The organism is Streptomyces sp. NPDC005963 (genome assembly GCF_040638655.1).
Classification (GTDB): Bacteria; Actinomycetota; Actinomycetes; order Streptomycetales; family Streptomycetaceae; genus Streptomyces.
This window is the reverse complement of record NZ_JBEXVD010000008.1, coordinates 142,719-165,803: the sequence shown is the minus strand read 5'-3', so window position 1 is coordinate 165,803 and position 23,085 is coordinate 142,719. Positions and strand designations below refer to the sequence as shown.

Here is a 23,085-nt window from a genome sequence, read left to right as displayed (position 1 = left end):
TTCGCCGTACCCGGCCCCGATGGATTGGGCCCCTATATATAGGGAGTGCTCCGCGGCCTTCAGGGGGCCGGCGGTCCGTCGATGAGCCGGCCTTCCCCGTCGTACACCCAGGGGTTGGCCCGGCACCCCTTCAATCCCTTGATCTGCTGCATCATCGCCGGTGCCGGCTCACCGCTTCCCGGACAGGTGCGATGACCGTGGCCGAGGACATGGCCGACCTCGTGATTGATGATCAGGGCGTGGTAGTCGTCGGGCCGGTTCGGATACTGGTCGCTGAGCTCTATCCACCGCCGCACGTTCACCACGAGATCGGGGCGGTTGGCGCAGTTCACCTGGCCCCGCGTGTTCAGCCCCCAGGCCCCGCAGAGCTTGTCCGTGGTCGCGGGCGACGCCACGTGCACCAACATGTCGTACGGCGGTGAGTCGACCCGCTGGAAGGACGCCTCGCCCTTGCCGGTCCAGCCGCGGGGGTCCCGCAGGATCCCGTCGACCTCGGCGGCGATCGCGTCCACGTTCAGGCTGGTGCCGCCCTCCAGACTCACTCCGTACCGGATGAGGCGACCCCCGTTGCCGGCGCGAGAGCCGGTGCCCTTGGCCCAGGTGTAGGTGCCGGAGCCCTGCTCCCGGTAGGTCGCCGGACGTGAAGGTGTGGGGGAGGCGCGGGCCTTCGGAGCGGACGCGGTGGGGGCGAGCGGTGCGGCCGTGGGGCGCGGAGGGCGATCGGTCCCGGTCGGAGGGCCCTTGCCACTGCTGTCGGCGGACGGGTCCGACGGGTCGAACAACACCGTGGCGGCTCCCCACACCAGGGCTCCGGTACCCATCACGGTGGCCAGCCCGGCCAGGACCGGTCCGGTGAAGGGCCGGGTGCGGCGTTCGGGCGGGTGTCGGCCGCGCCCCGGCCCACCAGTCCCATCGGCCCGGCCCGTGCGCCGGCCGGAAGCGGGGCGCCGGCGGTTCCGCGGGGAAGCGAACCGGGTTGGTGACATGAGTCGTATCCACCTCGGGGCCGGGGACGGGGGCACTCATAGGGCTTGAGGGTCTGGAGCCCGGTTAGGTCACCTCCCGATGCCATGTTGTGACCAAGGGCACGTTCGATACCGCAACAAGGTAGATCGGAAGGTGGCAAATCGAGGGCGGGTGCAGTGGTCTCCTGCCCTTCGCCCTGTGGTCAGCCCCCAACGTCGTTGTCGGACGGCCCGGTTGGTCGGCGCCCTCCCGGTTCGCCCGTCCGGGATCGGGCCGGCCCTCGTGTCGAACTCCGGCCCTGCTGCCTGGGCGTTCTCGAACCTCGACCGGTCTCGGGCCGGTCTCGGGCCGGTCTCGGGCCGTACTTGGGCGGGCCTGGGCGGGCCTGGGCGGTCTCGGGCGGGGAGTGCGTTCGCCCGGACCGAGGAGTCGCTTCGGGGCTTGTTCGACGCTTCCTCGGCGAAGGGTTGGCCGGCTATGTCAGCTGATGTCTGTCCTGACCATTGCGAACCAGTGAAATTCGACCATATGGATCAATTGATTGCCATCGTCGCATGTCGCCTTGATTCTTCATCGGTCTGATCCATTGACTCAATAACATGTACGCGCCATCGAGTCGGGGCCCTTCCGTGCATGAGTCGATATCGCCCGGAATTCCCCGTGGGAAGCGGGTCATCTGCCCCCGAATGGTGCTTCCGTGCGCCCTGCCGGGGATTGGGACATTGCTCGTCGGGTAGCGGATGGTGATCGACCTGGAACGGGGTGGAATGTTGCCGTGCCGGATGATCTCGGGAGTCGGCGTTGCGCCCGAAGAAAGCGCCATCACGCCTGCCCAGTTCCCCATTACCGGCGGGTATTGCCCCTCTGGTCATGCCTCGCGACCGCCCGCTCGCCCCATGGGCGGCAGGCTTCGGCCATCAAATGAATCTTGGCCCGCCCAGGTGGGCGTTGGATCAGACAACGTTGTCCATTGTGGAACAGGGCGGTGCCAGAGGGTTGAGCGTTGCGCGATGTCAAGCCTGTCCCTGCGGTGTCGCAGTCGGAATATGGGGGTCCGCGAAGAATGCTGTGCTCGAATGGCCGCTCACGCGTGTCAGATATCCCCGAGGTCTCAACTCGGGAAAGACTGCCGACCAACCTTGCTTTCGATCTTGCTCCGTTGACGTGAAGTGGACTATACCTATCGGCACCCGCCCAGCTGTCGCACACACTGACGGGTCAGGGGGGACGGGGCCGGCCAGCAGTGTGCCTATTCACTGCTGCCGCGATCCGATCTCACCTGTGATCGTGCACGACCCGAGCTTCACTGATTTTCCTTCGGGAAAGCACAGCAACTGACTGCGGTAACGGGGCCCTTCGCCTGAGGCGACACGGACGGGCGACCGGTTCACCGCCTGAGTCCTGATGAAGGCGAGGACTTGAGCATGGGATCCACTTCCGCCCACAACAATGGGGGCCTCGGCCGTCGAGACGTGATCAAGCGTTCAGCAGCGCTGGGCCTGATCACTGTTCCCACGATGGGCTTCCTCTCCGCCTGTGCCACCGGTGGTGGCGGCGACAACGACAAGAAGACCGACGCGCCCAAGGGCGAGACCTCGGCCGAGAACCCGCTCGGCGTGAAGAACGGCGCCCCCCTGGAGGCGTTCATCTTCAAGGGCGGCCTGGGCGACCAGTACGCCAAGGACGCCGAGGCCGACTACAAGACGAAGTACAAGGCCGAGGTCAAGCACACCGGTACCCAGCAGGTCGGCCCGAAGCTCACCCCGCGCTTCGCCGGTGGCAACCCGCCGGACGTCATCGACAACTCCGGCGCCGACCACCTCGACATGAACAAGCTGTCCGGCCAGGGCCAGCTCCAGGACCTGAAGGCGCTGCTCGACGCGCCCTCGATGGACGACCCGACCAAGAAGATCCGGGACGTCATCCACCCGAGCACCCTGGAGAAGGGGATGCACGGCGACAAGTTCGACGTGCTCTACTACGCCTTCACCATCTACGGCACCTGGTACTCCCAGAAGCTGCTGGACGACAAGGGCTGGACCTACCCCAAGACCCTCGACGAGATGGTCACCCTCTGCGGCGAGATCAAGAAGGCCGGCATCGCGCCGTGGACGTACGCGGGCAAGTTCCCCTACTACGTCCACTTCAACCTGTTCGGTCAGATCGCCAAGATCGGGGGCATGGACGCCTGGATCGCGATCGACAACCTGGAGCCCAACGCCTGGACCAACAACGACGCGGTCAAGCAGGTCGCCGAGCACTACGAGGAGCTCGCGGCCAAGAAGTACTTCCTGGAGGGCAGCCAGGGCCTGACCCACATCCAGTCCCAGACGGCCTGGACCAAGAACAAGGCCGTCTTCATCCCCAACGGCTCCTGGGTCGAGAACGAGGCCGCCCCCACCACCCCGAAGGACTTCGGGATGTCGGTCGGCGCCCTCTTCGACGGGACGGGCGACAAGATGCCCACCGCGACCCTGCGCGGTGAGCCCAGCGAGCCGTACATCGTTTCGGCCAAGGGCAAGAACCCCACTGGCGGCATGGAGCTCCTTCGCATCATGCTCTCCAAGAAGCACGCGCAGAACTTCGCCACCAAGGTGAAGTCCCTGACGTGTGTGCAGGACGCCACCGAGGGCATGACGCTCTCTCCTGGTCTTGCCTCTGCCAGCAAGGCCGTGAAGGCGGCCGGCGCCAACCTGATCAGTCTTCAGCTCCAGGAGTGGTACCCGGCTCTCACCGACGAGAAGATCGGCGGCTTGACCGGCCAGCTGCTCACCGGAGACCTGAAGGCCGCGGACTGGATCAAGAAGACCCAGGCGGAGGCGGACAAGGTCGCCAAGGACTCCTCCGTCACGAAGTTCAAGCGCACCAGCTGACCTGACACGGACGTAGTCCATCGAAAGAGGGGAAGGGCCGGGAAGCACATGCAACACGGCAAATACCGATTCATCGTGGGCTTCCTGGCCCTACCTTTGATCATCTACGGGATCTTCGTGATCTCACCGTTCATCCAGGCGTTCCAGATCTCGCTGACGGACTGGTCGGGCCTGGTGGGCTCCTCCAAGTTCGTGGGTCTGGACAACTTCGAGCGGCTCTGGGAAAGCGACGACTTCTGGAACGCCCTGCGCCACAACGTCTACATGTTGGCGCTGGTCCCGGTGATCACCCTGGGCATGGGACTCTTCTTCGCCTTCATGCTCAACGTCGGCGGCAAGCGGAAGAAGAACGAAGTCGTCACCGGTGTGACCGGCTCCAAGGTCTACAAGTTCGTCTTCTTCTTCCCCCAGGTCATCTCGATCACCATCGTCGCCGTGATCTGGTTCAACATCTACAACCCCGACCCGAACGACGGAATGCTCAACTCGCTGCTGGGCGCGGTCGGGTTGGACGGCCTCCAGAACGCCTGGCTCGGCGAGAAGAGCCTTGCGCTCTGGTGCATCAGCGCCGTCATGGTCTGGGGTCACGTCGGCTTCTACGTGGTGCTGTTCTCCGCGGCCATGGCCTCCGTCCCGCGGGACATCTACGAGGCGGCGCTGTTGGACGGCGCCAACCGGTTCCACACCTTCTTCAAGATCACCCTCCCGCTGCTGTGGGACACGGTGCAGACCGGCTGGGTGTACATGGGCATCATCGCCCTGGACGCCTTCGCCCTGGTCCAGATCATGTCGGTCAACATGGGCGGCCCCGACGGGGCCACGGACGTCATGCCGCTGAGGCTCTACCAGACGGCCTTCCGCGACAGCCAGTTCGGATATGCGTCCGCGATGGGAATCGCGATGCTCATTGTCACGATGACGTTCGCACTGCTCACCATGCGCCTCGCGCGGCGTGAGCGGATTGAGTACTAGGGGTACAGCGGATGACGACCGAAGAAATCGATGTGGTGGCGAAGCGGGAGATCACGCCCGATCCGCCCGCCAAGGCCCCCGGCCCGAAGGACAACCGCACCACCGAGGGCGGGGTGCTGAACGTCTTCTCGCACGGCATCCTCATCGTCTGGGGGCTGATGGTCGGCGTGCCACTGCTCTGGGTGCTGTGGAGCGCGTTCAAGGACAGCAACGGGATCCTGTCCGACCCCTGGGGCCTGCCCACCTCCCTGCGCTGGGAGAACTGGTCCAACGCGTGGGACGACGCGAACATGGGCCAGTACTTCATCAACACCAGCATCGTGGTGGGCGGCTCGGTCGTCGGCACGATGGTGCTCGGCTCCATGGCCGCCTATGTGCTGGCGCGCTTCACCTTCCCGGGCAACAGGTTCATCTACTACCTGTTCGTCGCCGGAATGTCCTTCCCCGTCTTCATGCTGGTGATCCCGCTCTTCTTCGTGATGCGGGACTTCCCCGGCACCTCGCTCCTGGCGTCGTACCACGGACTGATCCTGGTCTACATCGCCTACTCGCTGCCGTTCACCGTCTTCTTCATGACGTCCTTCTTCCGCACCCTGCCCGCCTCGGTGGCAGAGGCGGCGATGATCGACGGTGCTTCGCACACGAGGACGTTCTTCCAGGTCATGCTCCCGATGGCCAAGCCCGGACTGATCAGCATCGGCATCTTCAACTTCCTGGGGCAGTGGAACCAGTACCTGCTGCCGATGGTCCTCAATCAGGAGGAGGACAAGTACGTCCTCACCCAGGGCCTGGCGATGATCGCCCTCCAGCAGGGGTACGAGAACGACTGGGGCGCCCTGATGGCGGGCATGATGATCGCCATGCTGCCGGTGCTCGTGGTCTACACGATCTTCCAGCGCCAGGTGCAGTCGGGTCTGACGGCGGGCGCGATCAAGTAGCCCTCCGGTTCTCCGCGCGGCCCTGACCCTCCGCGCATCGAGCGCCTCGTACCCCGAACACGCGGGCACGGACACGACCGACCGAGCGAAGACCCCCGCCCACGGCGGGGGTCTTCGCCGTCTCCTGGTCCCCGCGGGCTTGACGGAACGATCCCCCGGCAGTGAGGTTGGCCTTCAGAAGGTGGAGACAAGAAGGACGCTCCGCAGGGCCTCGCCGATGCACGGCACGATCGGGGCGCCCGGCGGGCAGGAGTGGACGGACCGATGCAGACTCCGGGATCGCAGACCTCCTTGCACCGGGCCAACCGCGAACGCGTCGTACGCGCGGTCCGGATGGCGGGGTCCCTCACCCAGGCCGAGATCGCACGCAGCACCGGTCTGTCGGCGGCCACGGTCTCCAACATCGTCCGCGAGCTCAAGGACGGCGGAACGATCGAGGTCACGCCCACCTCTGCGGGCGGTCGACGGGCGCGCAGCATCTCGCTGAGGGCGGATGCCGGCATCGTCGTGGGTCTGGACTTCGGCCATGACCGGCTGCGGGCCTCGGTCGCCAACCTCGCCCACCAGGTCCTCGCCGAGGAGTCGCAGCCGCTGCCCCCGGACGTCTCCGTCACCGAGGGCGTGGCCCGGGCCGAGGAACTGGTCGACCGTCTCGCCGCCACCACGGAAGTGGGCCGGCAGAAGCTGCTGGGGGTGGGGCTGGCCGTCCCGGCTCCCGTCGACGCGCGGTCCGGGGTCCTCGGCCCCACCTCGATGCTCCCGGGCTGGAGCGGCACGGACCCGGGCACGGCCCTCGCCGAGCGGCTCGGTGTCCCCGTCCACACCGACAACGACGCCAACCTCGGTGCGCTGGGCGAACTGGTCTGGGGCGGTCGCGGCGTGCGGGACCTGGCGTACGTCAAGGTGGGCGGCGGCATCGGTGCGGGGCTGGTGATGGAGGGCAGGGTCTACCGCGGGCCCGGTGGGACGGCTGGCGAGATCGGGCACATCACGTTGGACGAGTCGGGGCCCGTCTGTCGCTGCGGCAACCGTGGCTGCCTGGAGACCTTCGCCGCCGAGCGCCCGGTGCTGTCCCTGCTCACGCCGAGCCACGGGCCGGATCTCACCATGGAGGAGGTGGTCCGACTGGCCCTCGACGGTGATCTCGGCTGTCGTCGGGTCCTCGCCGATGCGGGCCGTCACATCGGCAGCGGGGTGGCGGGCCTGTGCAATCTGCTCAACCCCGCCCTGATGGTGCTGGGCGGCCCCATGGCCGCGGCGGGAGAGCTCGTCCTGGCGCCGATCCGGGAGTCGGTCGCCCGCTATGCGCTCCCCAGTGCCGCCCGACAGCTCACGGTGGTGTCCGGCGCACTCGGCGCCCGGGCCGAGGTGCTCGGTGCGCTCGCCCTGGTGCTCGGTGAACTGGGTGACGCCGACCTTCTGGACGAGGGGCGGACCCCCGCCTTCCGCTGAGTCCCTGCCCCTTTCCTTCGAGCCCCACCGCAACCGTTTCGGTGTGGGCTCACAGCGGACCCGCCCGAATGCACGTGTTCGGAGGAGAAACTCATGGCAGCGTTGTCATTGCGTTGAGTGTTGAAGCCTTGATGTCGGAGGCAGGAGTTCCGGATCCCTTGACCGCCCCCTGACCGATGGCCGGTCCCATGACGGGCCCGCTTGGATCCGACGGGTGGGACACCTCACACGTCCCCGGATGCCGGGAACCGCAGGGCCCGTCGATGCGTGGACTCGCACGAGGGGCGTGGGTCGGTGGCACCGCGCCGCGTCCGTACATCCCGATCTCCCGCACCGCTCGCCCCGGGGCGAGGCGGCCCGCATTGTCACGGACCGGAGTGGGTATCCGCCATTGGCGTGAGGCAGAACCCACCGCCCGATGACCAACGCCGGTCGCGGAACATTAGACTCGGTCAAATCGGCACTCCCGGCCGGTTCGATACGCAACGCTCGACCAGCTCAATACGCAAGGAGGCACGGGTGGCACTGCTTACCCGTATCAAGGGACCGCGCGATCTGGACCGACTCAACCCGGAGCAGCTGGATCAGCTGGCCGAAGAGATCCGGACCTTCCTCGTGGACGCCGTTTCCAAGACCGGAGGCCACCTAGGTCCCAACCTCGGCGTGGTCGAGCTGACCATCGCCCTCCACCGGGTCTTCGACTCCCCGAAGGACAAGGTCCTCTGGGACACCGGGCACCAGAGCTATGTGCACAAACTGCTCACCGGCCGTCATGACTTCTCGCGGCTCAAGATGAAGGGCGGCCTCTCGGGTTACCCGGCCCGCGCCGAGTCCGACCACGACATCATCGAGAACTCACATGCGTCCACGGTCCTCGGCTGGGCCGACGGCCTCGCCAAGGCCAACGAGGTGCTCCGGCGGGACGACCACGTCGTCGCCGTCATCGGTGACGGCGCGCTCACCGGCGGCATGGCCTGGGAGGCGCTGAACAACATCGCCGCGGCCAAGGACCGCCCGCTCGTCATCGTGGTCAACGACAACGAGCGCTCGTACGCTCCGACCATCGGCGGTCTCGCCAACCATCTGGCCACCTTGCGCACCACCGACGGGTACGAGCGGTTCCTCGCCCGCGGCAAGGACATCCTGGGTCGCACCCCCGTCGTCGGCAAACCGCTCTACGAGACGTTGCACGGCGCGAAGAAGGGCCTCAAGGACTTCATCGCCCCGCAGGGCATGTTCGAGGACCTCGGCCTGAAGTACGTCGGCCCGATCGACGGCCATGACATCGAGGCGTTGGAGTCGGCGCTCGCCCGCGCCAAGCGCTTCGGCGGCCCGGTGATCGTGCACTGCCTCACGGAGAAGGGCCGCGGCTATCAGCCCGCCCTCCAGGACGAAGCGGACCGCTTCCACGCCGTGGGCAAGATCCACCCCGACACCGGTCTGCCCATCGCCAGCTCCGGTCTCGACTGGACGTCCGTCTTCGGCGAGGAGATGGTCAAGCTCGGGCAGGAGCGCGAGGACATCGTGGCGATCACCGCCGCCATGCTCCAGCCCGTCGGCCTGGACAAGTTCGCCAAGGCGTTCCCGGACCGCGTCTATGACGTCGGCATCGCCGAACAGCACGGCGCGGTCTCCGCTGCGGGCTTGGCGACCGGCGGGGTCCACCCGGTCTTCGCCGTGTACGCCACCTTCCTCAACCGTGCCTTCGACCAGGTGCTGATGGACGTGGCACTGCACAAGTGCGGGGTCACCTTCGTACTGGACCGCGCGGGTGTGACCGGCACCGACGGTGCCTCCCACAACGGCATGTGGGACATGTCGATCCTCCAGATCGTCCCGGGTCTGCGGCTCGCCGCGCCCCGTGACGCCGACCAGGTCCGGGCCCAACTCCGCGAGGCCGTCGCCGTCGACGACGCACCGACCGTGGTCCGCTTCTCCAAGGGCGCGGTCGGCCCCGCGGTCAAGGCCGTGGGGCGCATCGGCGGGATGGACGTACTGCGCCACGCGGGCACGGACACCGCCGAGCGGCCGGACGTCCTGTTGGTCTCCGTCGGCGCGCTGGCGCCGATGTGTCTGGAGATTGCCGACCTCCTGGACAAGCAGGGCATCTCCACCACCGTGGTCGACCCGCGTTGGGTCAAGCCGGTGGACGAGGCGTTGGCACCGCTCGCCGAGCGCCACCGGGTGGTCGTCACCGTCGAGGACAACATCCGTGTCGGCGGTGTGGGTTCCGCGGTGGCGCAGTCCCTGCGGGACGCGGGCGTCGACGTCCCCCTGCGTGACTTCGGCATTCCGCCGAGGTTCCTCGACCACGCCACCCGCAACGAGGTGATGACGGAGATCGGTCTCACCGCTCCCGACATCGCACGTCAGGTCACCGGGCTCGTCGCCAAGTTGGACGGACGGTTCGCCGATGAGTCCACCACGGCCGGCGAGGCGGTGGAGCCGGTGCGCGACTGACACGTCTCGCGCTCCTGCAACGGAGCGAGCGTGTGAGGCATGAATCGGGCCGGGAGGGTCACCCTGGATGGGTGGTCCTTCCGGCCCATTCGCGTGAACCCCACCCGAAGGGCCGCCCGAGGGCCATCGACCGTCCCGATCATGACGGGACGACGAGCGTGGAGGTGCGCGGTGAGCACACACACAGACCCCACAGGCCGAACGGGTGTCTTTCGAACCAAGAGCATCGAGCAGTCCATCCGCGATACGGAGGAGCCGGAGCACGCGCTCAGCAGATCGCTGTCGGCGCTGGACCTCACCGTCTTCGGAGTCGGTGTCATCATCGGCACCGGCATCTTCGTCCTCACCGGGGCGGTGGCCAAGGAGAACGCGGGACCTGCGACCGCGATCGCCTTCGCCGTGGCCGGTGTCGTCTGCGGTCTGGCCGCCCTGTGCTACGCGGAGTTCGCCTCCACGGTCCCCGTCGCGGGGTCGGCGTACACCTTCGCCTTCGCCTCCCTGGGGGAGCTGCCGGCCTGGATCATCGGCTGGGACCTGGTGTTGGAGTTCGCCCTCGGTACGGCGGTGGTGGCCGTCGGCTGGTCCGGCTACGTTCGCTCGCTCATGGACAACGTGGGGTGGCACCTGCCCGACGCCCTCTCGGGGACGAACCACGAGTACGGGTTCGCCTTCGACCTGTTGGCGTTCCTCCTGGTCCTCGTCCTCACCGGTGTCCTGGTCCTCGGGATGAAGCTCTCCGCCCGGGTGACCTCGGTGGTCGTCGCCATCAAGGTGGCGGTCGTCCTGATCGTCATCATCGCCGGAGCCTTCTTCGTCAAGGCGTCGAACTACAGCCCGTTCATTCCGCCGGCGGTCAAGTCCGAGGGACAGTCCGGGCTCCAAGAGCCTCTGATCCAAGTGATGTTCGGGTACGCCCCGACCAATTTCGGCGTCCTCGGCATCTTCACCGCCGCCTCGGTGGTGTTCTTCGCCTTCATCGGCTTCGACGTCGTGGCGACGGCGGCCGAGGAGACCAAGCTCCCGCAGCGGGACATGCCGCGCGGCATCCTGGGTTCGCTGTTCATCTGCACGGCGCTGTACGTCGCCGTGTCCATCGTCGTCACCGGGATGCAGCACTACACCGAACTGTCCATCGACGCGCCCCTCGCCGATGCGTTCAAGGCCACCGGACACCCCTGGTACGCGGGGGTCATCAGCTTCGGCGCCGCGGTCGGCCTGACGACCGTCTGCATGATCCTGCTGCTCGGCCAGACCCGGGTGTTCTTCGCGATGAGCCGCGACGGACTGCTGCCGCGGTTCTTCTCCCGGGTGCACCCGCGGTTCAGGACGCCCTACCGGGCGACCGTACTCCTCGGTGTCGTGATCGCGATCATCGCGGGCTTCACCAGCATCGAGGAACTGGCGACGCTGGTGAACATCGGCACCCTCTTCGCCTTCGTGGTGGTCGCGGTCGGCGTGGTGATCCTGCGCCGCACCCGCCCCGACCTACCGCGCGCCTTCCGCACCCCGCTCGTGCCCTGGCTGCCGATCGCCTCGGTCGCCGCCTCTGTCTGGTTGATGCTGAACCTGCCCACCGAGACCTGGCTGCGCTTTGGCATCTGGATGTTGTTGGGGGTGCTCGTCTACTTCTGGTACGGCCGACGCCACAGCCGACTCGCGCCCCACCGCAGCACGTCGGGTACATCTGCCACGTCCGGCACGTCCGGCACGTCCGGCACGTCCGGCAGCAAGGAGGGGTCGTAGTACGGAAGCGAGGCCCTGGGCACGTGGCCTAACCCGCCGCGGGACCATACACCGTCCGCGGGCCCACGGTCTGGGCGCCCATCTGCGTCACCCGTAGTCGCAGCCCGCGATCCGCCGTCACCACCACACAGGGGCGGTCGCGGGCCTCGGCGGCGAGCTGGACGATGTGATCATCCCCACTGCCCCCGGCCTCGCTGACCGTCACCCCGGGGACCGATTGCACCCCGCGCGCCGCACCTTCCACCACGAGCACGACCTCCAGGTCACCGTGGATCCCGGGGAAGCCGTTCGGCGCCGAGGCGGCCAGTCGGTCCCGTAGCCGCCTCGCCGCCGCACGCCGATCCCGCCACCAGCCGTCGGGGACCGACCCGACCACATTGGCCCCGTCCACGATCAGCAGGGTCGTCGGGCCGTCCGCCATCAGCGCCCGGCCCAGGTGGCGGTCACGGTGTTCACGGCCGCGACCGCGCGGTCGGTGCGCCGCTCGTTGGTGCGCAGTCGATTGCTGAACTCGACGTGGAGGAAGGGGATGCCATCGGCCGCGGCTTTGCGTCCCTGCACATTGGTGCGGCCTTCCAGGGGGCAGTCGCGCACCCAGCCCCGGCACACCGCGAACCCGCGTGCCTTGAGGGCGTCGGCGAGGACGCGGCCCTCGGCCAGGGCCGCCTTGCCCTTGCCGGTGGAGGCCACGACATCATGATCGGGTACGGAATCGTCGGCGAAGCCGTGGACCTGCACCCCGGGCAGCCCGCGTTCGGTGAGTTCGTCGCAGACGGTGTCGAAGACCGTGTCCGTGCGATGCGCAACGTCGGCCTCGTCGTCCTTACCGGCTTTGCGATGCGCACCAGCAATCACCAGTGCGCCGCCCGGTGAGCCGCGGAGCACCTGGGCCCCGAGCCGTTCGGTGTTCTTGTCGGCAACGGGGTGGGGGACCTGGATCGACCATCGGATCGGCCCGTCGAGCGCCAGATAGACCCGACCCCAGCCGCGTGCCTTCGACGAGTTCTCCTTGCGGTCGGCGATCTCGGCGAAGGACCGTCCGGTGACCTTGTCGGAGACCGTGCGCACCTCGAACCCGATGCTGGCCAGGCGCTGCTTCGCCCGCTCGGGTTGACCGTCGATGAAGAGCCCGACACCCTCGGCGGCGGTCTTGCGGTCGGCCCGTGTGGGCGGTTGATAGCCGCGCTCCTCGGCGAAACCGGCGGTGTACCGCCCGATCCGTTGCACGAGGTCCTCGTCTACGGCTGTTGCCCGGCCGCGGTCGTCCTTCTCCCCCTGGGATGCGTCTCGTTGGGAGCGTTCCTTTAGCACAAGAGTCATGGTGATTGCGAGCGTGATCGTCAGCGCGATCATCATTGTTGCAATCGTTATCGTCTTGGTCCGGTTGACCATCATCGTTGTATAAAGATAGCCGAGTGATGAAACGCCCCTACCGCCGGTCGATGACGATCTCCGTGGCTCTCGTGGTGACGCTTTCCGGAGCCGTCGCCTGTGGCCCGTTCGGTTCCGATGACAAAGCCGTTTCCGGCGAACCCGCCTTCACGGTCGCCGCGGCCGGGGACATCCTTCCCCATCCCCAGTTGATCGAGCAGGCGCGCAAGGACGCGGCCAAGACCGGCAAGGGAGAGGCGGGGCTCGACTTCGACCCGATGATGGAGGGGATCAAGCCCGTCATCAGCAAGGCGGATCTCGCGATCTGCCACTTCGAGCCCGTCGCGGGCAAACCCGAGGGGCCCTTCGTCGGCTTCCCCGACTTCATCGTGCCGCCGCAGATCGCCACCACGATCAAGAACGTGGGATACGACACGTGCTCCACCGCGTCCAATCACGCACTCGATCACGGGGTGAAGGGTGTCAAGGACACCCTCGACGCCCTGGACAAGGCGAAGCTGAAGCACACGGGGACGGCGCGCACGGAAGAGGAGGGCGACCGCACGCTGATCATGGACGTGAAGGGCGTCAAGGTGGCCCATCTCTCGTACTCCTCCATGTTCAACGGGCGCGAGGTCCCCAAGGACGCCCCCTGGACGGCCAACCTGATCGACTTCAACGCGATCTCCGCGGCCGAGAAGAAGGCCAGGATGGAGGGCGCCCAGGTGGTGATCCTCAGCCTCCACTGGGGACGGGACAACTGGGCGAACCTGAGCAAGACCCAGCTCACCCTGGGCCCGCAGATCGCCAAGCGGACCACCATCGACCTCATCGTCGGCCACCACACGCACATCGTGCAGCCGATGGAGAAGGTGGACGGCACCTGGATCGCCTATGGACTCGGCAATCAACTCGCGCGCCACGATGTGCCCTCCGGCCTCAGTGAGGAAGGCGTCATCGGTTGGTTCGAGTTCATCAAGAAGGGCAAGGGGTGGGACGTGCGCGCCCGCTACGTGCCCACGTACGTGGACATTCCGCCGGACCCGGACGACGCCGGCAATGTCCCGAAGGACGCGGTGAAGGACCATCGGCTCGTGGACGTGGCCCGCATTCTGCGGGAGGACGACAAGCTGACCAAGGAGCAGCGGGCCCGCTATCGACTGGCTTTCGAGCGCACCGCGGGCACCATGCTCAACCGTGGCGCGGAGGGCGACGACCTGAAGCCGTTGCAGTCCCTTCCTGACTGAGCAAGAGGCGTTTGAGGTCACATTCGCTGAAACTTGTACAACCCTTTTACCGTATTGTCAGTCAGATCCTTCCGGCGCTGCACTTTCGTGCTGCGCTGCGCATTCCCGTGCCCTCCTGCCGTTGGGCGGCCCCGATGCGCAAGGTTTTCCATGAGAGGAGCCCCCTGTTGGCCGCTTCGCAGTCGAAGCGGCGGCACAAGGTCCGCCGACGGGCCGACATGTCGCTATTGGGCGGTATTCGTCCACCTATAGCAGTTCTGTCGGTTCTGCTCCTCGCCCTCGCGGGCATCACCGCCCTCACCCTCGGACGGGTCGACCAAGAACGCGTTCCCAAGGCCGTCCTGAACTCCCAGCAGTACTTCGCCGAGGACGGCGCGATAGCCCTGCGCGCCTCCATCGACGAGAGCGTCACCGACCTCACCCGGACCGCAGACCTCTTCAGCGCCTCGGGGCCGGTGTCTCCCGATGCGGTGCTCGACAAGATCGGCAACGTCTACCAAAAGTGGATGGGCACCGCCGTCGTCGAGATCGAGTCGGGCAAACTCCTCGCCGCCCGCGGTGAGAACGTCCCCCTGACGGTGGTCGACCGCTCCAAGCTCTCGGAGAAGAACGGCCTCGCACCCCGGATGGTCCGACTGGAGAACGGCGAGACGCGACTGCTCGCCTTTGCCGTCCTCACCTGGAAGGGCGAACCCCAGAAGCTGCTCGTCGCGTCCAGCAGCCTTCGTTTTCCCGGGATCAGCCTCGGTAAACTCCGCGCCATCGCCGTGATCGACGAGCGCGCCCAGGTCCTCAGCAGCGACGGCATCGACCCCGCCGAGCAGGTGATGACCGACTTCCAGCGGCTGGAGATCAAGGACTCCAAGAAGCAGCTGAAGGCGTTCTCCCAGTACGCGGCCAAGAAGGCCAAGCAGAACCCCCTCCAGTCCAAGGAGCCAGGCTCCGGCGGCTTCAAGGGCGTCAGCGGCAGCATCACCGGTGAACACTTCGCGGGCGACCGGCTCGTGGCCGGGTACGCCACCCTCGCCGCACCCGAACCCGGTGGTGCCACCGTCGCCACCAGCCTCGGCCTGACCGTCATCGCCATGGTGAAGATCGCCGACCCGCCGATGGCAGCGGGCGGGCCCGGGTTCGGTCTCGCCGCCGCCGGTGCACTGCTGCTGATCGGGGGCATCACCGTCGCCCTGCTCCTCGGCACCGTCCAGCGCCCGCTCATCAGGCTGTACCTGGAGAGCCGCCGGCTCACCCGGGGCGACCTCACCCGTCCCGTCACCGTGCCCAAGTACGGTGAAGCGGCCCGCATCGGCGATGCGCTGGAACGCATCCGCCGTCAGCTCAACGGCGAGGCCGACCCCGAAGGGCCGCCCCGCAAGCGACGCCTCGGCGCCCGCCCCCTGCTCGCCGTCGCCGCCGTCCTCCTGCTGGTCTGGTCGGCGCCTTTGATGCTGCTCCTCAACCGGGCGGGCGACTCCGTCGTCGTACCCCAGCAGATCATCAACGACCAGCGCGAGCGCACCGACACCCTCACCGACCGGGTGCGGCGCGCCCTCAACGAGGGCCATGCCGACCTGCTCTCGGTGGCCTCCCTGGTGGGCAAGGACACCGAGCGCGCCGAGATGACCGAGGTCCTGGAGCGCACCCTCGCCCAACACCTGCGCTACGAGTCGCTGTACGTGCTGGACAAGGAGGGCGAGGTCCTGGCCCGAGCGGGCGGCGATCCGCGCAGCGACGGCGTCGCTCCCTCCACCCAGCCGGTCCGCATCCTCGACAGCAAGGCCAAGGAACCGGTGATCATCGGTACGGCCGAGATCTCCGGGCGCGGCGGGGCCGTCGTGGGCGAGTTCCGCATCGACTTCCTCAACTCGCTGCTCAAGCGCCCCGGCCTCGGACAGGTGCGGGTCGTGGACGCCGAGCGCAGGGTCATCGGCGGCAACACCGGCTACCTCGCCTTCGAGAAGCTGGCCAACGGTCGTCTCGATGCGCTCGTCGCCGGCTCCAACCAGAAGGTCGGCCTCAGCGCACGCCCCAGCGGCGTCCTGTACCGCACCGGCGACGACATCCAGATCGCTGCAGCCGCACCCTTCGTCGGCGGTGGCGCCGCCAAGTCGCTCGGCTGGACCGTGGTGAGCTACCAGCCCGCCTCCGGCCTCGCGATCCCCGAGTACAGCCTGCAGAACCGCACCGTCCTGGCCGGACTGCTCGGCATCACCGCCGCAGCGGCCTGCCTCGGCTGGCTCCACATCGTGGTGGTGCGCCCGCTGCGTGCCGTCACCGACCAGGCCGAAGCCCTCGCGGGCGGAGACCGCCGTACCGTCCTCTACCCCCGTCACCACGACGAGGTAGGAGCCGTCACCCGCAGTCTGGAACTCCTCCGTCAGCAGTTGTCGGAGCTCCGCAAGCGCGACGGCGCCAAGACGCCGGCCGGAAGGAACTGAACCACCGTGCTCTTCCTCTACACCGTGCTGGTGGTGTGCAGCGCGATCCTGCTGGCGGCGGGCGTCGTCGAGCAGCGGCGGCACTACACCAACCTTGACCAGATCCCCACCCGGGTCCTGGTCAACGGCATCCGCGGCAAGTCGTCGATCACACGGCTGTGTGCGGGGGCGTTGCGCGGCGGTGGGCTGACCACCGTGGCCAAGACCACCGGAACCGCGGCCCGGTTCATCCACCCGGACGCCACCGAGGAACCGGTCTACCGCAAGTTCGGCATCGCCAACGTCGTGGAGCAGATCGGGATCGTCCGCCGCGCCGCCGCGTACCGTCCGCACGCCCTCGTCATCGAGTGCATGGCGGTGATGCCGGCGCTCCAGGAGATCAACCAGTCGAAGCTGATCCGCTCCACGATCGGCGTCCTGTGCAACGTCCGTGAGGACCACCTCGCCGAGATGGGTCCCACCCTCGACGACGTGGCCCGCTCGCTGTGCCGCTCGATGCCCGAGGACGGCATCTGCGTCACCGCCGAGAAGGACCGGTACCACATCCTCCAGGAGGAGGCCGACGCCCGTAACTGCAAGCTGATCTACGCCGATCCGGAGACGGTCAGCGACGAGGAGCTGCGCGGCTTCAGCTGGTTCACCTTCAAGGAGAACGTGGCGATCGCCCTCACCGTGGCGGACCTGTTGGGCGTCGAGCGCGAGACCGCCCTCCAGGGCATGTACGACGCCCCGCCGGACCCGGGTGTCCTCTCCGTCGAGCGCTATGTCACCGAGGACGACAAGCGGCTGCGGTTCGCCAACGTCTTCGCGGCCAACGACCCCGAGTCGACGCTGATGAACATCAACCAGCTGCTCGACCTCGGCGCCATCCACCGGCCCCTGAACGTGGTCATCAACTGCCGCCCCGACCGGGTGGAGCGCAACGGGCAGATGGGCGAGATCATCCCCGACCTCGACCCGGAGAAGGTGTTCGTGATCGGGCACCCGGCCAAGTCCGCCATCGACGCCATCCCCGCGGAGTTCCGCTCCCGGGCGGTCGACCTCGGTGGCGATCGACGTGACCCCGAGGAGTTCATGGCCGCGCTGATCGCCCAGCTCGGTCCCAACTCCTCCCTGGTCGCCATCGGCAACATCCACGGCCAGGGCGAAGTGCTCCTGGAGCACCTCGCCGAGCTCCCGGCCGACGAGACCCCGGACGACAGCACCACGCCGGGCGGCAAGCGGCCGGCCGCGGCCGAGAGCGCTGCGGTGCCCGAGCGCACCGTCGACCCATCGGAGACGATGCAGCTCTACGCGCCCCGGATCGACCCGTACCAGCAGTACTCGGAGGCGTACGAGTCCCGGTACTCCACCCAGCAGATGCCGCGCGTCGTGATCCCGGAGCAGCCCACCGGGGGCGATCACCACCAACAGCAGCACTACGCCGCCCCGCAGCAGGACTACCAGCCCGCGCCCGGCCCGCAGGGTGACCCGGCGGCACCGAGGGAACCCTGGCCCACCACGGTCCACAACGGCCCCGCACCCTACGGTGAGCAGCCGCAGGAGCGCGGCCTCTTCGAACCCCGCCGTCCGCCCGCCCCGCCCGCCGACGACCATCAGTGGCACAGCCCAGGAGACCAGCGTTGATCCCGTCCGTCCTCACCCCAGAGATCGCCGCCATCGGCATCGCTCTGGGCCTGCTCTTCTCGCTGGTCTGCTATCTGACGACCAATCTCTCGCCCGGCGGAATGATCACCCCTGGCTGGTTGGCGCTCACCCTGGTCGAGGACCTCCAGCGGGCGGCCATGGTGCTCGGTGTCACCGTGCTCACCTATGTGTCGACCCTGGTGATGCAGAAGTTCATCATCCTCTACGGCAAGCGCCTGTTCGCGGCGGTCGTGCTCACCGGTGTGATGCTCCAGGCCACCGTGATGATCATCCTCTCGCTCGAATTCCCGCTGATGTACAGCAACCAGACCCTCGGATTCATCGTTCCCGGCCTGATCGCCTACCAGCTGGTCCGCCAGCCCAAGGGACCGACGCTGTTGGCGACCGGTTCGGTCACGCTGATGGCCTATGTCGTCCTCACCGCCGGAATCCTCCTCGGCGTCATGCCGACCGCCTGATCACCCAGTGGAGCCGATCCCATGAGCCCCAAGAAGAAACGCCCCGTCGTCCACGGAGTCACCGTCCTCGCGCTGCTCGCCGGCAGCGCGTACCTCACCGTGGAACTCCGCAAGGACGAACAAGCCAAGGCGCCCAAGGTGCAGGCGGTCACCGACACCCCCAAGCTCCAGGGTGCGGCGGCCGGGAAGAGCGGCGCGCAGACCTGGGAGCGGCTGAAGAACCCCGAGCGCTCCGTGCTCCGGGACGGCAACGGCGAGGTGCTCGCCACCTTCACCGACAAGGCGCGAACCGCCACGCTGAAGGGCCCCTCCCGCACCTTCTCCGAACCGGCCAACACCAAGACCCGGGTGGTCACGGAGAACTGGGTCCGGCTGATGCCGGAGCCGTGGCGCAAGGGCGCCGAGAAGGAGAAGTGGTTCAAGGACTGGTTCAAGGAGTTCTTCGGCAGCGAAGAGGACGACATCTTCGCCATGGGCTTCCAGTACGTCCAGGACCAGCCCGTCAAGAAGGACGACGAGGGTCTCGCGTACGCGGGAGACGCCAACTTCGGGCCGCTGAACCCCAACGGAAGCTCCGGCAACGACCTCCGTGAGGAACTGTCCGACTTCTACGACTACCTCGGGATCTCGTACACCTTCCGGGACGGCGTCACGGCCCAGTCGGAGACCCGGCGGGCCCGCTCCGCGGACTGCTCCGGCTTTATGCGGCTCCTGTTGGGCTACCGCGCCCGGTATCCGCTGGCCTCGTCGGACAAGTCGGGCGACGGACTGCCGCGCACCGCCAACGGCATGGCGCGTTCCGACCTCGGTGCCAACGTCATACCGCTGACCAGCGTGGGCCCCGAGGGCCGACCGAAGTCCATCGACCTGCTCCAGCCCGGTGATCTGGTCTTCTTCAAGCTGGACGCCCGTACCAAGCAGCGCCTCGACCACATGGGGATCTACCTGGGCCATGACACGGAAGGAAACATGATCTTCCTGTCCAGCCGGGAAGAGGTCAACGGCCCCACGATCGGCGATAAGGGCGGCGCATCGCGTCTGAACGGCAACGGCTACTACGCCAAGACGCTGCGCAGCGCCAAGCGCCTCTGAGCGACCCGCACCTGCGTGGAGGGCGGTACGGAAGCTTCCGTACCGCCCTCCACGTGTTCAGCCGGTCCGTCAGGCGGGCACGCTCGCCACGCCCGCAGCCAGGAACGGCTTTCCGTTGACCCGCTCGGACACGCCTTCGCGGTCCAGGTACGGGGTGATGCCGCCCAGGTGGAAGGGCCAGCCCGCGCCCGTGATCAGACAGAGGTCGACGTCCTGGGCCTCGGCCACCACGCCCTCGGCCAGCATCAGCCCGATCTCCTCGGCCACCGCGTCCAGCACCCGGGCCCGGGTCTGCTCCTCGGTCAGGACCACATCGCCCTGGACCAGCAGGGCCGCGACCTCGGGGTCCAACTCGGGGCGCCCGGAGTCGTACACGTAGAAGCCGCGCTTGCCCGCTTCGACGACGGCCTTGAGGTTGGGGGAGACCGTGAAGCGGTCGGGGAAGGACCCGTTAAGAGTCTCGGATACGTGCAGTCCGATCGCCGGACCGACGAGTTCCAGCAGGACCAGGGGGGACATGGGCAGCCCCAGCGGCTCCACGGCCCGCTCCGCCACGACGACCGGGGTGCCTTCGTCGATGACGTTCTGGATCTCGCCCATGAAGCGCGTCAGGATGCGGTTCACGACGAACGCCGGTGCGTCCTTGACCAGGACGGCGGTCTTCCGCAGCTGCTTCGCCACGGCGAAGGCCGTCGCCAGCGAGGCGTCATCGGTCTGCTCGCCGCGCACGATCTCCAACAGGGGCAGGATCGCCACCGGATTGAAGAAGTGGAAGCCGACGACCCGCTCCGGGTGCTTCAGCTTCGACGCCATCTCGGACACGGACAGGGACGAGGTGTTGGTCGCGAGGATCGCATGGGCGGGGGCGACGGCCTCCACCTCGGCGAACACCTGCTGCTTGACCGTCATCTCCTCGAAGACGGCCTCGATGATGAAGTCGGCGTCCGCGAAGCCCTCCGCCTTGTCCAGCACACCGCTGACCAGGGCCTTGAGCCGGTTGCTCTTGTCCTGGTTGATGCGTCCCTTGTCGAGCAGCTTGTCGATCTCGCCGTGGACGTAACCCACGCCCCTGTCGATCCGCGCCTGGTCGATGTCGGTGAGCACGACCGGCACCTCAAGGCGGCGCAGGAACAGCAGCGCGAGTTGGGAGGCCATCAGGCCGGCGCCCACGACGCCCACCTTGGTGACCGGGCGGGCCAGGGACCTGTCCGGGGCGCCGACCGGGCGCTTGGCGCGCTTCTGCACCAGGTTGAACGCATAGATTCCACTGCGGAGTTCGCCGCCCATGATCAGGTCGGCGAGGGCCCGGTCCTCGGCGTCGAAGCCGGCCTGGAGGTCACCGTCCTTGGCGGCGGCCACGATGTCGAGGGCCCGGTAGGCGGCGGGGGCCGCGCCGTGCACCTTGGCGTCGGCGATCGCGCGCCCGCGGGCCACGGCCGCGTCCCAGGGCTCCCCGCGGTCGATCTCGGCGCGCTGGACGGCGATCTCGCCCTTGAGGACGGCAGCGGTCCAGGTCAGCGACTGCTCCAGGAAGTCAGCGCCCTCGAAGATCGCATCGGCGATGCCGAGCTCGAAGACCTGGCGCCCCTTGAGCTGACGGTTCTGGTTGAGCGAGTTCTCGACGATGACCGTCACCGCGCGGTCCGCGCCGATCAGATTCGGCAGCAAGGTGCAGCCGCCCCAACCGGGCACCAGCCCGAGAAACACCTCGGGCAGCGAGAAGGCCGGCACGGCGCTGGAGACCGTACGGTACGAGCAGTGGAGCCCGACCTCGACGCCGCCGCCCATCGCCGCGCCGTTGTAGTACGCGAAGGTGGGCACGGCCAGCCCGGAGAGCCGCTTGAAGACATCGTGGCCGCCCTTGCCGATGGCGAGGGCGTCCTCGTGCCGCTTCAGCAGTTCCACGCCCTTGAGGTCGGCGCCGACGGCGAAGATGAACGGCTTGCCGGTGAGTCCGACACCGATGATCGAGCCCTCGGCCGCCTCCTGCTCCACCTGGTCGATCGCCGCGTTCAGGTTGGCCAGGGACTTCGGCCCAAAGGTGGTGGGCTTGGTGTGGTCGAGCCCGTTGTCCAGGGTGATCAGGGCGAACCGGCCCGCGGCGAGCGGCAGATCGAGATGACGCACGTGGGCGCTGGTGACCACCTCGTCGGCGAACAGTTCGGCCGCGCCCTTCAGCAGCTCAGCGGTACTCACTTGTCGCCTCCGTTGAAGTGGGGGTTCTCCCAGATGACCGACGCGCCCATGCCGAAGCCGACGCACATGGTGGTCAGGCCGTAGCGGACCTGCGGCTGCTCCTCGAACTGGCGGGCCAGCTGGGTCATCAACCGCACGCCCGATGAGGCCAGCGGGTGGCCGAAGGCGATGGCGCCGCCGTACTGGTTGACGCGAGCGTCGTCGTCGGCGATGCCGTAGTGCTCCAGGAAGGCCAGCACCTGGACGGCGAACGCCTCGTTGATCTCGAAGAGGCCGATGTCGTCGATCGACAGACCGGACTTGGCGAGTGCCTTCTCGGTCGCGGGGATCGGTCCGTAGCCCATGACCTCGGGCTCCACACCGGTGTACGCGAACGAGACCAGCCGCATCCGTACCGGCAGGTCGTGTTCGCGGGCGAACTCCTCGGAGGCGATCAGGGACGCGGTGGCGCCGTCGTTGAGGCCGGCCGCATTGCCCGCGGTGACCCGGCCGTGGGGCCGGAAGGGGGTCTTCAGCGCGGTCAGGTTCGCGAGGGTGGTGCCCGGGCGCATCGGCTCGTCCTCGGTGGCGAGACCCCAACCGGTCTCCCCGCCCTCGGGGTTGGTGCGACGCACCGAGATCGGCACCAGGTCCTGCTGGATCTTTCCGTCCGCGTACGCCTTCGCGGCCTTCTCCTGGGAGCGCACCGCGTACTCGTCGGCGCGCGCCTTGGTGATGGTCGGGTAGCGGTCGTGCAGGTTCTCCGCGGTCATGCCCATGAACAGGGCGGACTCGTCGACGAGTTTCTCGCTGACGAACCGCGGGTGCGGGTCGACTCCCTCGCCCATCGGATGGCGGCCCATGTGCTCGACGCCGCCCGCGATCACCGCGTCGTACGCACCGAAGGCGATGGCGCCCGCGGTCGTGGTGACGGCCGTCATCGCGCCCGCGCACATCCGGTCGATGGAGTAGCCGGGGACGGACTGCGGCAGTCCGGCGAGGATGCCGGCGGTGCGCCCGAGGGTCAGGCCCTGGTCGCCGATCTGGGTGGTGGCCGCGATGGCCACCTCGTCGATCCGGGCCGGGTCCAGGCCGGGGTTGCGGCGCAGCAGTTCCCGGATGGCCTTGACGACGAGGTCGTCGGCCCGGGTCTCGTGATAGATGCCCTTCGGGCCCGCCTTGCCGAACGGGGTGCGGACGCCGTCGACGAAGACGACGTCCCTGACGGTACGAGGCACGATGGCTCTCCTCCAGGG

16 protein-coding genes are annotated in these 23,085 nt (G+C 67.8%); 11 read left to right on the top strand and 5 right to left on the bottom strand.

Features of this window, described 5'->3' with window-relative positions:
• Window positions 1-59 precede the first annotated feature (59 nt).
• Window positions 60-986 (bottom strand): DUF3152 domain-containing protein, encoded by a 927-nt coding sequence (locus ABZ348_RS14580; RefSeq protein WP_358932861.1) that lies wholly within the window; start codon window positions 984-986, stop codon window positions 60-62.
• Window positions 987-2,390: 1,404 nt separating this feature from the next.
• On the opposite strand from ABZ348_RS14580, the gene ngcE reads away from it, so the two are divergent.
• From ngcE to ABZ348_RS14550, 6 genes are all read left to right on the top strand, one after another.
• Window positions 2,391-3,839, top strand: a complete 1,449-nt coding sequence (gene ngcE, locus ABZ348_RS14575) for an N-acetylglucosamine/diacetylchitobiose ABC transporter substrate-binding protein (protein WP_358932859.1) — start codon at window positions 2,391-2,393, stop codon at window positions 3,837-3,839.
• Between the two features lie 48 nt (window positions 3,840-3,887).
• Window positions 3,888-4,811, top strand: coding sequence for a sugar ABC transporter permease (locus tag ABZ348_RS14570; RefSeq protein WP_358932857.1), 924 nt, complete (start codon window positions 3,888-3,890; stop codon window positions 4,809-4,811).
• An 11-nt stretch (window positions 4,812-4,822) separates the two neighbouring features.
• Complete coding sequence (locus ABZ348_RS14565) at window positions 4,823-5,749, top strand: carbohydrate ABC transporter permease (RefSeq protein WP_358932855.1); 927 nt, start codon at window positions 4,823-4,825, stop codon at window positions 5,747-5,749.
• A gap of 264 nt (window positions 5,750-6,013) precedes the next feature.
• Window positions 6,014-7,201 carry an ROK family transcriptional regulator gene (locus ABZ348_RS14560; RefSeq protein WP_358932853.1) on the top strand — a complete coding sequence of 396 codons (1,188 nt, stop codon included), beginning with the start codon at window positions 6,014-6,016 and terminating at the stop codon, window positions 7,199-7,201.
• Window positions 7,202-7,720: 519 nt separating this feature from the next.
• Complete coding sequence (gene dxs / locus ABZ348_RS14555) at window positions 7,721-9,661, top strand: 1-deoxy-D-xylulose-5-phosphate synthase (protein WP_358932851.1); 1,941 nt, start codon at window positions 7,721-7,723, stop codon at window positions 9,659-9,661.
• Window positions 9,662-9,832: 171 nt separating this feature from the next.
• Window positions 9,833-11,404: an amino acid permease gene (locus ABZ348_RS14550; RefSeq protein WP_358932849.1), complete on the top strand. Its 1,572-nt coding sequence runs from the start codon at window positions 9,833-9,835 to the stop codon at window positions 11,402-11,404.
• Window positions 11,405-11,432: 28 nt separating this feature from the next.
• Here ABZ348_RS14550 and ABZ348_RS14545 read toward each other — a convergent pair whose 3' ends face one another.
• Together ABZ348_RS14545 and ABZ348_RS14540 are read right to left on the bottom strand one after the other, a co-directional pair.
• Window positions 11,433-11,825: an NTP pyrophosphohydrolase gene (locus ABZ348_RS14545; RefSeq protein WP_358932847.1), complete on the bottom strand. Its 393-nt coding sequence runs from the start codon at window positions 11,823-11,825 to the stop codon at window positions 11,433-11,435.
• Complete coding sequence (locus tag ABZ348_RS14540) at window positions 11,825-12,724, bottom strand: hypothetical protein (RefSeq protein ID WP_358932846.1); 900 nt, start codon at window positions 12,722-12,724, stop codon at window positions 11,825-11,827. Before ABZ348_RS14540 ends, ABZ348_RS14545 begins: the two co-directional genes overlap by 1 nt.
• A gap of 122 nt (window positions 12,725-12,846) precedes the next feature.
• On the opposite strand from ABZ348_RS14540, the gene ABZ348_RS14535 reads away from it, so the two are divergent.
• The 5 genes from ABZ348_RS14535 to ABZ348_RS14515 all read left to right on the top strand — a co-directional run bounded on the left by ABZ348_RS14535 (window position 12,847) and on the right by ABZ348_RS14515 (window position 19,654).
• Entirely contained in the window at window positions 12,847-14,022 is a 1,176-nt protein-coding gene (locus tag ABZ348_RS14535; protein WP_358932844.1) for a CapA family protein, read from the top strand.
• A 218-nt stretch (window positions 14,023-14,240) separates the two neighbouring features.
• Window positions 14,241-16,457: a cache and HAMP domain-containing protein gene (locus tag ABZ348_RS14530; RefSeq protein WP_358932978.1), complete on the top strand. Its 2,217-nt coding sequence runs from the start codon at window positions 14,241-14,243 to the stop codon at window positions 16,455-16,457.
• Window positions 16,458-16,463: 6 nt separating this feature from the next.
• Window positions 16,464-18,083 (top strand): poly-gamma-glutamate synthase PgsB, encoded by a 1,620-nt coding sequence (gene pgsB / locus ABZ348_RS14525; RefSeq protein ID WP_358932842.1) that lies wholly within the window; start codon window positions 16,464-16,466, stop codon window positions 18,081-18,083.
• A complete protein-coding gene (locus ABZ348_RS14520) occupies window positions 18,080-18,562 on the top strand; it encodes a poly-gamma-glutamate biosynthesis protein PgsC/CapC (protein ID WP_329024393.1) in 483 nt (160 codons plus the stop codon). Before pgsB ends, ABZ348_RS14520 begins: the two co-directional genes overlap by 4 nt.
• 21 nt (window positions 18,563-18,583) lie before the next feature.
• Window positions 18,584-19,654 carry an NlpC/P60 family protein gene (locus ABZ348_RS14515; RefSeq protein ID WP_358932840.1) on the top strand — a complete coding sequence of 357 codons (1,071 nt, stop codon included), beginning with the start codon at window positions 18,584-18,586 and terminating at the stop codon, window positions 19,652-19,654.
• 69 nt (window positions 19,655-19,723) lie between these two features.
• Here the strand turns inward: ABZ348_RS14515 and ABZ348_RS14510 are convergent, their stop codons facing one another.
• Window positions 19,724-21,850, bottom strand: a complete 2,127-nt coding sequence (locus tag ABZ348_RS14510; protein ID WP_358932838.1) for a 3-hydroxyacyl-CoA dehydrogenase NAD-binding domain-containing protein — start codon at window positions 21,848-21,850, stop codon at window positions 19,724-19,726.
• Window positions 21,847-23,067 (bottom strand): acetyl-CoA C-acyltransferase, encoded by a 1,221-nt coding sequence (locus ABZ348_RS14505; protein WP_358932836.1) that lies wholly within the window; start codon window positions 23,065-23,067, stop codon window positions 21,847-21,849. The genes ABZ348_RS14510 and ABZ348_RS14505 overlap by 4 nt, the downstream gene beginning before the upstream one ends.
• Window positions 23,068-23,085 lie beyond the last annotated feature (18 nt).